10 protein-coding genes are annotated in these 10,818 nt (G+C 73.5%); 8 read left to right on the plus strand and 2 right to left on the minus strand.

Features of this window, described 5'->3' with window-relative positions:
- Positions 1–66: 66 nt before the first annotated feature.
- From ACFWEK_RS12910 to ACFWEK_RS12930, 5 genes are read left to right on the plus strand one after another with little or no spacing between them, the layout of a single operon-like run.
- Positions 67–1,593, plus strand: coding sequence for an ABC transporter substrate-binding protein (locus ACFWEK_RS12910; protein WP_430554305.1), 1,527 nt, complete (start codon positions 67–69; stop codon positions 1,591–1,593).
- Between the two features lies 1 nt (position 1,594).
- On the plus strand, positions 1,595–2,539 hold the full coding sequence (locus ACFWEK_RS12915) for an ABC transporter permease (protein ID WP_430554306.1): 945 nt from the start codon (positions 1,595–1,597) through the stop codon (positions 2,537–2,539).
- Positions 2,536–4,479 (plus strand): dipeptide/oligopeptide/nickel ABC transporter permease/ATP-binding protein, encoded by a 1,944-nt coding sequence (locus ACFWEK_RS12920; protein WP_430554307.1) that lies wholly within the window; start codon positions 2,536–2,538, stop codon positions 4,477–4,479. The genes ACFWEK_RS12915 and ACFWEK_RS12920 overlap by 4 nt, the downstream gene beginning before the upstream one ends.
- The gene (locus ACFWEK_RS12925) at positions 4,476–5,384 is read left to right on the plus strand and encodes an ATP-binding cassette domain-containing protein (protein ID WP_430554308.1); all 909 of its coding nucleotides are present in this window, start codon (positions 4,476–4,478) and stop codon (positions 5,382–5,384) included. The genes ACFWEK_RS12920 and ACFWEK_RS12925 overlap by 4 nt, the downstream gene beginning before the upstream one ends.
- Positions 5,381–6,658 carry a DUF3500 domain-containing protein gene (locus ACFWEK_RS12930; RefSeq protein ID WP_430554309.1) on the plus strand — a complete coding sequence of 426 codons (1,278 nt, stop codon included), beginning with the start codon at positions 5,381–5,383 and terminating at the stop codon, positions 6,656–6,658. The genes ACFWEK_RS12925 and ACFWEK_RS12930 overlap by 4 nt, the downstream gene beginning before the upstream one ends.
- A gap of 82 nt (positions 6,659–6,740) precedes the next feature.
- On the opposite strand, the gene ACFWEK_RS12935 is transcribed toward ACFWEK_RS12930, so the two are convergent.
- On the minus strand, positions 6,741–7,403 hold the full coding sequence (locus ACFWEK_RS12935) for a GntR family transcriptional regulator (protein WP_430554310.1): 663 nt from the start codon (positions 7,401–7,403) through the stop codon (positions 6,741–6,743).
- Positions 7,404–7,495: 92 nt separating this feature from the next.
- Positions 7,496–8,425: a LysR family transcriptional regulator gene (locus tag ACFWEK_RS12940; RefSeq protein ID WP_430546312.1), complete on the minus strand. Its 930-nt coding sequence runs from the start codon at positions 8,423–8,425 to the stop codon at positions 7,496–7,498.
- Between the two features lie 102 nt (positions 8,426–8,527).
- Between ACFWEK_RS12940 and hpaD the strand changes: the two genes are divergently transcribed.
- From hpaD to ACFWEK_RS12955, 3 genes are all read left to right on the plus strand, one after another.
- Positions 8,528–9,532 (plus strand): 3,4-dihydroxyphenylacetate 2,3-dioxygenase, encoded by a 1,005-nt coding sequence (gene hpaD, locus ACFWEK_RS12945; RefSeq protein ID WP_430554311.1) that lies wholly within the window; start codon positions 8,528–8,530, stop codon positions 9,530–9,532.
- A complete protein-coding gene (locus ACFWEK_RS12950; protein WP_430554312.1) occupies positions 9,532–10,254 on the plus strand; it encodes an aldolase/citrate lyase family protein in 723 nt (240 codons plus the stop codon). The genes hpaD and ACFWEK_RS12950 overlap by 1 nt, the downstream gene beginning before the upstream one ends.
- Before the next feature lie 57 nt (positions 10,255–10,311).
- The coding region (locus ACFWEK_RS12955) for a FadR/GntR family transcriptional regulator (protein WP_430554313.1) at positions 10,312–10,818 on the plus strand (507 nt) is incomplete at its 3' end.

A 10,818-nucleotide genomic window follows, 5' to 3' on the forward strand; every position in this document is an offset into this window, starting at 1 on the left:
ATACGGAAAGTAGTGAACTGACATGCAGCTCGGTCTCATCGGTCCCTGCCGAAGCCCGGCTTCCTCGTGCGGGGCCTGGCCACCGCGGCGATCCTCGCGCTGGGCCTCAGCGCCTGCACCTCCGGCGGCGCGGCCGAGGACCCCGGCGCCTCCACCGCGGCGAACGCCGGCTCTGGCCCCGTGCCCGGATCCGTCCTGCGAGTGAACTGGGGCGGCTTCCCCGAGAGCTGGGCCCCGGGCGCCGAGATGGAGGCCGGCTTCCTGCGCATCCCCTACGAGAACCTGGTCGCGCTCGGCGCGGACGGCGAGATCGAGCCCGTCCTCGCCACGGAGTGGGAGCAGACCGACGACGCGCTCACGCTCACCCTGCGCGACGACGTCACGTTCCACGACGGCACGCCGTTCGACGCCGAGGCCGTCAAGGTCAACCTGGAGACCGTGCAGAGCACCCCCGGGCCCTACGCCGGCCCGTTCCAGGTGATCTCGTCCATCGACGTCGTCGACCCGCAGACCGTGAGGCTCAACCTCAGCGAGCCGACGCCGTCGCTGCTCACCACGCTGACCACCCGGGCGGCGCCGATGGCGAGCCCGACCGCGATCGAGGCGGGCACCATCGCGCAGGTCCCCGTCGGGACGGGCCCGTGGGCCTACGACGAGGCGGCGTCCGTGCCCGGCACGCGGCTCGTCTTCGGCCCCGCCGACGACTACTGGGGCGACCCGGTGGGCTTCGAGACGGTGCAGCTGGTCGCGATCCCGGAGGACAACGCGGCCTCGGCGGCGCTGGGCAACGGGGAGATCGACCTCACCGACACCGAGACCAACCAGTTCACCACCCTGGACGGCACGCCCGGTGTCGACCGCCTGTCGTACCCCGCCATCCGCAACAACCCGATCTTCTTCGACCGGGGTCCGGGCGGGATGTTCGAGGACGTCGCCGTGCGCCAGGCCGCGTGCACCGCCATCGACACCGAGGTGCTGGCCAAGCTCGAACCCGACTGGACCGTCCGCACCCAGCACTTCTCCGAGGGCGAGCAGGGCTACAACCCGGACATCGCCGGGTACACGCATGACGCCGCGAAGGCGCAGGAACTGTACGACTCGGCCGGCAGCCCGCCCGTCGACGCCGACATGCTCGCGACCGTGTTCAACGAGAACCAGATGAAGATCTACGCCGAGCAGATGGGCGAGATCGGCATGAAGGTCACCGTGCAGAGCGCGCCGCCGCCCCAGTACTTCTCCGAGTGGAACAGCGGCAAGTACCCGCTCGGGCTCGGCGGCAACGACGAGCTGACGCCCTTCGACTGGTACAAGGCGTGGTTCTCCGCCGACGCGCCGGGCAACCCGTCCGGCGTCGAGAGCGACGAGCTCAAGGCCGCCGCCGACGCCGCCATCGCGGCCGGCACCGGCGACGAGGCGGACGCCCTGTGGGCGAAGGTCACGAAGATCATCTCCGACGAGGCCCTGACCTGCGCCCACGTGGCCGGGGAGGAGCTGCTCGCCTGGAACACGACGACCGTGACGGACGTCGAGGCGCCCACGCAGCCGTGGGAGACCAACCTCGTGAACTACCGCGCGCTGCGCCCGGCGAGCTGACATGGGCAAGCTCGTCGCCTACCGGCTGCTGTTCGCCGTCCCGCAGCTCCTGGTCATCTCGATCCTGGTGTTCTCGCTGACGTACCTCGTGCCCGGCAGCCCCGCCGCCGCGATGCTCGGCACGTCCGCGACCCCCGAGGCGATCGCCCACGTCGAGGCCCAGCTGGGCCTCGACCGGCCGCCCCTGGAACGGTTCGTCGAGTGGTTCGGCGCGCTGCTCACCGGGGACCTGGGGACGTCGTTCCGCGCGGGGATGCCGGTGACCGACCTGCTCGCGCAGCGCCTCCCGGCGACGCTGTCGGTCGTGGCGGGGGGCATCGTCGTGGCACTGGTGCTGGGGGTGGGCGCCGGGGTGTTCACGGGCACCCGCCCCGGCACCCTCGCCGACCGGCTGGTCACGGGCGGCACGGTGCTCGGGCTCGCGATCCCCGAGTTCTGGCTCGGGCTGCTCCTCACGTCCCTCTTCGCGGTGCAGCTCGGCTGGGTGCCGATCGTCGCGTGGACGCCCCTCACGGCGGACCCGCTCGCGTGGCTCCGCGGCCTGGTGCTGCCGTCGCTCGCCCTCGGCGTCACGGGCGGCGCGATCATCGCCCGTCAGACGCGGGCCGCGTTGGTCACCTCGATGTCGGCCCCGTACGCGGACACCCTCACCGCGGCGGGCGTGCCCCGCCGCACGCAGATCGCCCGCTACGGAGTGAAGAACGCCCTCGTGCCCGTCCTGGCGTCGACGGGAGTCACCTTCGCCATCCTCATCGGCGTGAGCTTCGTCGTCGAGAAGGTGTTCGCCCTGCCCGGCCTCGGCAGCCTCATGCTCACCAGCGTCATCGGGCAGGACTTCCCCGTCGTGCAGGGCGTGGTGCTCGTGACCGCGACGCTCGTGATCGTCGTCAACCTCGTGATCGACATCTGCTACGGACTCATCAACCCGCAAGCGAGGCCCCAGTGACCAACGCCGTCATCCTCGACCCCGCCGACCGGTCCCCCGCCGGTGCGCAGGCGCGCGGCGTCGCCCAGGCGTGGCACCGGCTGCGCCGCCAGCCGTCCACGCTGTTCGCCGTCGTCGTGGTCGCCGTCCTCGTCATCGTTGCGGTCGCGGCGCCGCTGCTCGCCCCGTTCGCGCCGGAGGCCACCGATTTCGACGCGCCCCTGTCCGGCCCGACGGCGGAGCACCCGCTGGGCACCGCCGACCTCGGCCAGGACCTGCTGAGCCAGCTGATCTACGGCGCCCGTACCGCGCTGGTCGTGGCCGGCGGCTCCGTGCTCGTCGCGATGCTCATCGGTGTACCGATCGGCCTCGTGCTCGGGTACAAGGGCGGCTGGTACGACCGGATCGGCTCGCGCGGGCTCGACATCGCCGACGCCCTGCCCGGCCTCATGGTCGGCTTCGTCGTCATCGCGATCCTGGGCCGCGGCATGGCCGTGCTGGTGCTCGCGATCGGGCTGGTGTTCTGCATGAACTTCGCCCGCATGACGCGGGCCATCACGCTCACCGAGCGCAAGAAGCTGTACGTCGAGTCGGCGCACGTGTCGGGGCTGCGCGAGCGGCAGATCGTGTTCGGCCAGGTGCTCCCCAACCTCGCCGGCCCGCTCGCCGTACAGGCCGCCGTCTTCCTCGGCTCGGCGATCAAGGTCGAGGCCGCGCTGTCGTTCCTCGGCCTCGGGCTGGGCGACGACCAGCCGTCCTGGGGCGGCATGCTCGGCGTCGCCGCCGAGCACCAGGCCGACCGCCCGCTGATGGCGGTCGCCCCCGGCCTCGCGATCCTCCTCACCGTGCTGGCGTTCAACCTGCTCGGCGACGGCATCAACGACGCGCTGTCCGGCCGCCGGACCACCGGCCGTCGGCGCACCGCGCTGCTCGGCCGGCTGCGGCCGCCCGCGTCGCCCACTCTCGCGGAGGTCCGCGCCGCGGGAGCGGCCGGTCAGACCGCGGAGCGCAGCACAGTGCCCGGAGCGGTGCCCGGTGCAGGGCCCGGCGACACCTCGCCGGCGGCTGCCTCGTCCGTCGCCACGCCCGACGACGGCACGACGGGCCCCGCGGACGCGGTGCTCGACGTGCGCAGCGCGACGATCGTCGCGGACCGCCCGGACGGGACCGCCGTCACGCTGGTGCACGACGTGTCCCTCCGGGTGGGGCGCGGCGAGATCCTCGGCCTGCTGGGCGAGTCGGGCTCGGGCAAGTCGATGCTCGCGAAGGCGGTGCTGGGGCTGCTGCCGCCGGGCGTGCGCCTCGCGGAGGGCTCGGTCCGGCTGAACGGCACCGAGCTGGCGGGCTGCTCGGAGCGCGAGCTGCGCGCGGTGCGCGGCACCGGGCTCGGCGTCGTGCTGCAGAACCCGCAGGCCAACCTCTCCCCCGTGCACACGGTGGGTCGTCAGCTCGTCGACGTGCTGCGCGCCCACCACCCGCTGTCGAAGCGCGACGCGCGGGCGCGGGCGGCCGAGCTGCTCGACCTCGTCGGCGTGAACGACGTGCAGCGCCGCCTCGACCAGTACCCGTACCAGTTCTCCGGCGGCATGGCGCAGCGCGTCGCCATCGCCATCGCGCTGGCCGGCGAGCCGGACCTGCTCATCCTCGACGAGGCGACGTCGGCCCTCGACGTCACGACGCAGAGCCAGGTGCTCGACCTCGTGCTGGACCTGCGCGACCGCCTCGACATGGCGATCGTCAACATCACGCACGACCTGGGCGTGGCCGCGGAGACCTGTGACCGCGTGGCCGTGCTCTACCGCGGCGAGCTCGTCGAGGTCGCGGGCGTCGTCGACCTCTTCGACCGCCCCCAGCAGACGTACACGGCGGCGCTGCTCGCCGCGCACCCGACGGCTGACGCCGGCACCACGCACCACGACACGCACCACGACATCCACCACGACGCGGAGGTGACCGCATGACCGCCACGACCGGCACGACCGGCACGCCCCAGGGCGACGCTCCCCTGCTCGACGTCCGCAACCTGCGCGTGGACTACGACGTCGCCGGCGCGGCCGGGTGGCGCCGGCGCACCCTCACCGTCGTCAAGGGTGTCAGCTTCACCATCGCGCCGGGCGAGACGTACGGGCTCGTCGGCGAGTCCGGCTCGGGCAAGAGCACCACCGGCCGCGCGATCCTGCGGCTGGCGGACGTCAGCGGCGGCACGATCCTCGTCGACGGCCAGGACGTCGCCGCGCTCGGACGGCGCACCCCGCTCGCCTACCGGCGCGACGTCCAGGCCGTCTACCAGGACCCGGCCGCGTCGCTGAACCCACGACACCGGGCGGGCCGGGCGCTCACCGAGACGCTGGCCCGGCACGGGCTCGGCGACCGGGACGAGCGGCGCCGTCGGGCCGCCAAGGCGTTCGAGCAGGTGGGCCTCACGACGGAGCACCTGACCCGGTACCCGTCCCAGATGTCCGGCGGACAGCTGCAACGCGTCGCCATCGCGCGGGCGCTGGTGCTCGGGCCGCGGCTCGTGGTGTGCGACGAGGCGGTCAGCGCCCTCGACCTGTCCACGCAGGCCCAGATCCTCGCGCTGCTCACCGACCTGCAGGCGTCGAGCGGCGTCAGCTACCTGTTCATCACGCACGACCTCGGCGTCGTGCGGCACGTCGCGCACCGCGTGGGCGTGCTGCGCGGCGGTGAGCTCGTGGAGCAGGGCGAGACGTGGCGGGTGCTCGACCACCCGCAGCACGAGTACACCCGGTCCCTGCTCGCGGCGAGCCCCGCGTCCCACCCTGAGGGCCGGGAGGCGCGCCGCGCCGAGCGCGCCGCGCGGCGCGCCGCGACAGCCCGGGCCGCGACAGCCCAGGAGGCGGCATGACCGAGCAGCTCGACGACTTCTTCTCCACCGCCCGCATCACGACCGGCGGCGGCGCGCCCACGTTCGGCACGGAGAGCTACCGCGACCACCTGTACGACCTCGACGACCCCGTGCTCGCACAGTGGCGCGGCCTGGGCTACGAGGAGTTCTCGGCCCGCAAGCGGGAGCCCGGCTTCGTGCAGGAGCTGCTGGCGTCGTGGCGCGCGCTGTACGACGAGCCGTTCGTCGGGATCACCACCGACGGCACGGTCCGCGACGTGCACCGCCTCGAGCCCGTGGCCGACGTCGACCCCGCGCCCTCCGCGGCCGCGCGACGGTTCCTGGGCCTGCTCGACGACGGACAGCGGCACGCCGTCTCGCACGCGGTCGACGCCCGCGAGTGGCGAGCATGGAGCAACCCGGAGTTCGTCATCCACCGCACGGGGCTGCGGCTGGAGGGGCTCTCCCCGGAGACGGCGGACGCCGCCCTCGCGATGGTGGCAGCGTCGCTCAGCCCCGAGGGGTACGCGCGCGTCCGCGAGGCGATGGGCCTCAACGCGTTCCTCGGCGACCTCGTGGGCCTGCCCGACCTCATGAACGAGCGCAGCTACTGGGTGGCGCTGTTCGGCGAGCCCTCGCCCGACGGCGCGTGGGGCTGGCAGCTGTTCGGCCATCACGTGGCCGTGAGCTTCGTGTCCGTGGCGGGACGGCACGTCGTCGCGCCGGTGTTCCTCGGCGCCGAGCCCGCGGAGTCCGACGGCGCCCGCCCCCCGTTGTTCGCGGTGCGCCAGCGGCTCGCGCTGGAGCTGGCGGCGTCGTGGACGGCGGACCAGCGTGCCGAGGCCGTCGTCTACGCCTCCGTGCTGGACCCGGCGATGCCCGAGGGCCGGCTGCACCCCGCGGACGAGCGGCACGTCGCCGGCGCCTTCCGCGACAACCGCGTCGTGCCGTACGAGGGCCTGCGCGCCGACGCCCTGACCGACGACCAGTGGGCCACGCTCCGCGCGATCGTCGAGGACGCCTTCCTGCTGCTCGCCGCGCCGCAGCGGGAGCTGACGATGGCCGGCGTCGACGCGCACCGCGCCGAGACCTTCGTGTCCTGGTACGGCGCGACGGACGGGACGCAACCCTTCTACCTGCGCGTGCACAGCCCCGTCGCGCTCACGGAGCTGGACCACCACGCCGGTGTCTGGCTGAGCAACCAGCTCCCCGCGCGCTTCCACGTGCACACCACGCTGCGCATCCCGCACGGCAACGACTACGGCCGCGCGTACGTCACGCAGCACGCCGGCTGAGCGTCCCGCCGAGATCGAGGTACCCGTCGCGGGGTCGACCCACGGTGGGTCGACCTCGCGTCGGGTACCTCGATCTCGCGTCTCAGGACTCGGCCAGCTGCGCCTCGTGCTCGGCGATGGCCGTCACGGTGTTGAGCTCGTGGCGGCGGGCGGCGGTCTCGATCATGTCGGGGTCGGCGCCGCCCTCGATGAGATCGACGAGGCCGTCGTGCTCCGCGAGCGACGCGTGCGCCCGGCCCGGCGCGTACCAGAACGCGGAGCGGCGGATGAGCTCGAGCCGCGTCCACTCGTCCTCGACCAGGCCGGCGAGGCGTTCGTCGTCGCAGCGGGAGCACAGCAGCTGGTGGAACTCTCGGTTGAGCGCGCCGAACCGGGCGGGCTCGAAGTTCGCCAGAGCGGCCGCCATCTCCTTGTTGAGGGTGCGGGCGCACTCCAGGTCCTCGGGCGAGAGGTTCGGGGCCGAGAGTGCGGTGGCGTAGCCCTCGAGCCGTGCGAGCAGCTGCATGGTGCGCTCCCACGACCCGGTGTCGAACGTCTTCACGACGGCGCCGGCGTTCCGCACGATGTCGACCCAGCCCTCGGCCTCCAACCGGCGCACCGCCTCGCGCCAGGGCACGGAGCTGATGCCGTAGTCGCGCACGAGCTGGTCGATCACCAGCCGGTGCCCGGGCGCGAACGTGCCTTCCATGATCCCCTTGCGCAGGATCTCGTAGCACTGCTCGGCCTTGCTCACGGCCACGGCCACAGGTGCCTCCTCGGTGGGTCGGCGGTGCCCCGTCGCGTCGTCGCGCGGGCGGACCGCCCCGTCGTCAGTCGTCCCGGGAATCATATCGGAGATCACACAGGATCCGGCAGGGTTCCGCGGATGGTTTCCAGCAAGCGTGCCACCTTGGGGTCGCGCGCGGCGGCGCCGGGCCTCGTGAGCACCAGCGCGCGCAGGCCCGTGGGCTCGGGCTCGATCGGGCGCACGGTGAGGTCGAACCGCGCGAGGCTCGCGCGGTCGGGGTCCGGCAGGATGGCCCGGGCCACGCCGGCCTCGACGAGCGGGATCCCCGACTGGATCGTCTCCACCGTGCGGATCGATGACGGCGTCACCCCCCACCGGCGCAGCGCCGCCTCCACCGCCTCGGGGAGGCTGGGGACGGCGGCGGTACGGCGCGGCAGCAGCAGGAGCTCGCCGTCGAACGCGCGCAGCGGGAGCGCCTCGCCCTCGGCGCCGGCGTCGGACGTGTCCGGCGGCAGCGCCGCGACGAGCGGCACCTCGCCCCAGTCGACGACGTCGAGCACGCCGCGGTGGCGGGCGACGAACCGCCGCGGGTCGGCGACCATCACGGCCGCGACGTCGACGGTGCGCTGCTGAACCATGTCGATCGCCGTCCACGGCGGCGGGTCGACGAGCCGCACCTCGACGTCGGGGGCCGCCGCGGCGTGCGCCCGCACCAGCGCGGGCAGCCGGTGCCACATGAGCACCGGGACGGCGGCCACGGTGAGCGAGCCTGCGATGCCCGCGCCGAACCGGCCCAGCGCCGCGACGATGTCGTCCACCTCCCCCAGCACGCGCGACGCCGCGTCGAGCAGGTAGCGGCCCGCGCTCGTGGGCTCGACGCCGCGCGGGGTCCGCACCAGCAGCGGCACGCCGACGTCCGCCTCGAGCTTCGAGATCGCGACGCTCAGCGGCGGCTGCGACAGGTGCAGACGCGCCGCCGCGGCCGTGATCGACCCGGCCTCCACGACCGCGGTGAAGTACCGCAGGTGACGCAGTTCCATAGCCTCGATGGTAGTCGTGCCGCCCCGCCATACTCTTGATGTATGGGAGTGAGAGGACATCGGTAGTTCCGCGGACGGGTCAGCGTCACGAGACTCGGAGGCATGCTCCCGACTACGACCCCCGCTCCCCCGTTCACCCTGACGCGCGCCGGCCACGTCGTGCTGGCCGTCACGGACCTCGCCGCGAGCCGCGACTTCTACCGCGACGTCATCGGCCTCGTCGTCACCGCGGAGACGGACGGCGCCGTCTACCTCCGCGGGCTCGAGGAGGATGCGCACCACAGCCTCGTGCTCGAGCAGGCCGCCGAGGCGAAGGCCGTGTGCCTGGGCCTGCGCGTGCGCACCGACGCCGACATCTCCGCCGCCGAGCGGCACTTCGCCGCGACCGGCGTCGAGCACGAACGTCTCGAGCGCCCGCACCAGGGGCCCACGCTGCGCTTCCGCGACGCGGTCGGCACGCACGTCGAGCTCACGTCGTCGATGGACCTGGTGCCGCGCAAGATGGCGGACTTCCACGACTTCCGCGCCGGGGCCCCGCAGCGCCTCGACCACTTCCAGGCCGTCACCCACGACGTGCGCACGGCCACAGAGTTCTGGACCGGCCTCGGCATGCGGACGTCGGAGTACACCGGCCAGTACCGCGAGGACGGCACCGACGAGCTCTGGGGCACCTGGATGGAGGTGAAGGGCAACACCCACGACCTGGTGTTCACCAACGGCCGCGGTCCGCGCCTGCACCACTTCGCCTACACGGTGCCCGACGCGACGTCGCTCATCCACGCCGCCGACGTCACCGGCTCGCTCGGCCTCGGCCACGAGATCGACCGCGGACCCGGGCGGCACGGCATCAGCAACGCCCTGTTCCTCTACGTGCGCGACCCCGACCAGCACCGCATCGAGCTGTTCACCACGCACTACCAGTTCATCGACCTGGAGAGCGAGGCGATCCGCTGGGACGTGAGCGACCCGCGCCGCGCGCAGCAGTGGGGCATGCCGGCCTCCGAGCGCTGGTTCTTCGAGGCCAGCGAGTTCCCGGGCGAGCCCGTGCAGGAGCCGCTGCTGCACGCCGCCCCGCCCACGCTCGAGGCCTTCCTGGGCCTGCACTGATGCGCGACGACGGCCTGGGCGTCGCCGACCGCCTCGCCGCCACGGTCGCGGAAGCCGGCCGCTCCCTCGCCGGGCTCTGGCTGGCCGGCGGCAGCCCGCTGCTCGCGGAGACGTGCGCGGACTCCGGCCTCGACCTGCTGCTCGCTGACACCGAGCACGACCCGCGCGGCACCCGGCCGGCGGTCGAGGCTGCGCTCGCGCAGGTCCACGCGACCCGCGGATACCCGGCGACGACGCTCGTCCGGGCGGCCGACGACGCGACGCTGCGCGCGCTGCTGGACGGCGGCATCCGCGACGTCGTCGTCCCCGTGGGCTCGGTCGACAGCGCGCAGCAGGTCGCGGGCGTCGTACGGCGTGCGACCGGCGGACGCGGCACGGTGCTCGTCCAGGTCGGCACTCCGGACGTCGCGGCGGCCGTCGCCGACCTCGTCGCCCTGGACGGCGTGGCGGGCGTCCTCCTCGACGCGCCCGACCTCGCCGCCGCCCTGGGGCGGCCTGGTCACGCTCACCCGGACGTCGTGACCGAGGTGCTCCGGACGGTCCGCGAGGTGCGCGCGGCAGGAGGCGTCGTCGGCGTCGACGCGTCGGAACCCGTCGTCGCCGAGGCCTGCCGCGAGGCGGGCGCGTCGTTCGTCGTCGTCGGGACCGACGTGACGATGCTCGCCCATGGCGCCGCCGCACTCGCGGCACGGGTCGGGCTAGGCAGCGGGCCTTGCAGATAACATGAGGCGTCGGCCATCCGTCGACGCCTCCACACCGATCTGCACGGAGCAGCACCCGTGACATCCGACGTTCGTGTCCCACGCCGCAAGCTCTCCGACACTGCCGCCGACCAGCTCTCTGCCCGCATCCAGGCCGGCGAGTACCCGGTCGGCACGAAGCTCCCCGCAGAGAAGGAGCTCGCCCAGCTGTTCGGCGTCGGGCGCAGCTCGATGCGCGAGGCCGTGCGCACGCTCGAGGCCGCCGGCTACCTGGAGAGCACACACGGTGTCGGTGTCTTCGTGCGCAACGACAAGCCGCAGAGCGCCGGTCCCCTCGATCTCACGCTCGGCGGCGGCTACACGATGAGCGACCTGTTCGAGGTACGGATCGCCCTCGAGGGCACTGCAGCCGAGCTGGCGGCAGCCCGGCTCACCGACCACCACCGGGAGCTCCTGGTCACGTTCCTCACCGCTGCCGGCGACCCGGAGGTGACGCACGAGGAGTTCGTCCGCCTGGACGCACGGTTCCACCGCCAGATCGCCGAGGCCAGCGGCAACCCGCTCCTGCAGTACATGTGGGAGTCC

Source organism: Isoptericola sp. NPDC060257 (assembly GCF_042726645.1).
GTDB classification, from domain to species: domain Bacteria; phylum Actinomycetota; class Actinomycetes; order Actinomycetales; family Cellulomonadaceae; genus Isoptericola; species Isoptericola nanjingensis.

Bases quoted from the DNA above. Each gene is read 5' to 3' on its own strand.
- ACFWEK_RS12915 (WP_430554306.1), top strand. From the start codon at position 1,595: ATGGGCAAGCTCGTCGCCTACCGGCTGCTGTTCGCCGTCCCGCAGCTC.
- ACFWEK_RS12925 (WP_430554308.1), top strand. From the start codon at position 4,476: ATGACCGCCACGACCGGCACGACCGGCACGCCCCAGGGCGACGCTCCC.
- hpaD (WP_430554311.1), top strand. From the start codon at position 8,528: ATGCTCCCGACTACGACCCCCGCTCCCCCGTTCACCCTGACGCGCGCC.
- ACFWEK_RS12950 (WP_430554312.1), top strand. From the start codon at position 9,532: ATGCGCGACGACGGCCTGGGCGTCGCCGACCGCCTCGCCGCCACGGTC.
- ACFWEK_RS12940 (WP_430546312.1), bottom strand. From the start codon at position 8,425: ATGGAACTGCGTCACCTGCGGTACTTCACCGCGGTCGTGGAGGCCGGG.
- ACFWEK_RS12930 (WP_430554309.1), top strand. From the start codon at position 5,381: ATGACCGAGCAGCTCGACGACTTCTTCTCCACCGCCCGCATCACGACC.